Annotated in this window: 1 tRNA gene; it reads right to left on the bottom strand. The window is 42.4% G+C overall.

Going from position 1 to position 314, the window contains the following annotated elements:
* Nucleotides 1–223: 223 nt before the first annotated feature.
* Nucleotides 224–299, bottom strand: a tRNA-Ala gene (locus NI465_RS16605).
* Nucleotides 300–314: the final 15 nt, after the last annotated feature.

Below are 314 nucleotides of genomic sequence, written 5' to 3' on the forward strand. Positions count from 1 at the left end.
CTGTTAATGATTTTTCCAGCCTTCGTCAGGTCAGGAAACTGTGATAAATCACAGAGATTATCAAGTGCGCGTATCATAACGCTTGTACTTGTTAATCTCTAGGATCTAAACACCTGATCGCTTAGGAACTAAACAACTTCATCACTGTATGCTTACATACTGCGCGAAGCGTAGCTTCTTGCTTAAATTTCAAGGAAAAGCATGCTTTTCTTGTCTTGAAATTTGGTGGAGACTAGGAGAGTCGAACTCCTGACCTCCTGCGTGCAAAGCAGGCGCTCTACCAACTAAGCTAAGTCCCCAGCTTATCAATAAGT

It is taken from the genome of Acinetobacter lwoffii (genome assembly GCF_024129855.1).
Lineage (GTDB): Bacteria > Pseudomonadota > Gammaproteobacteria > Pseudomonadales > Moraxellaceae > Acinetobacter > Acinetobacter lwoffii_L.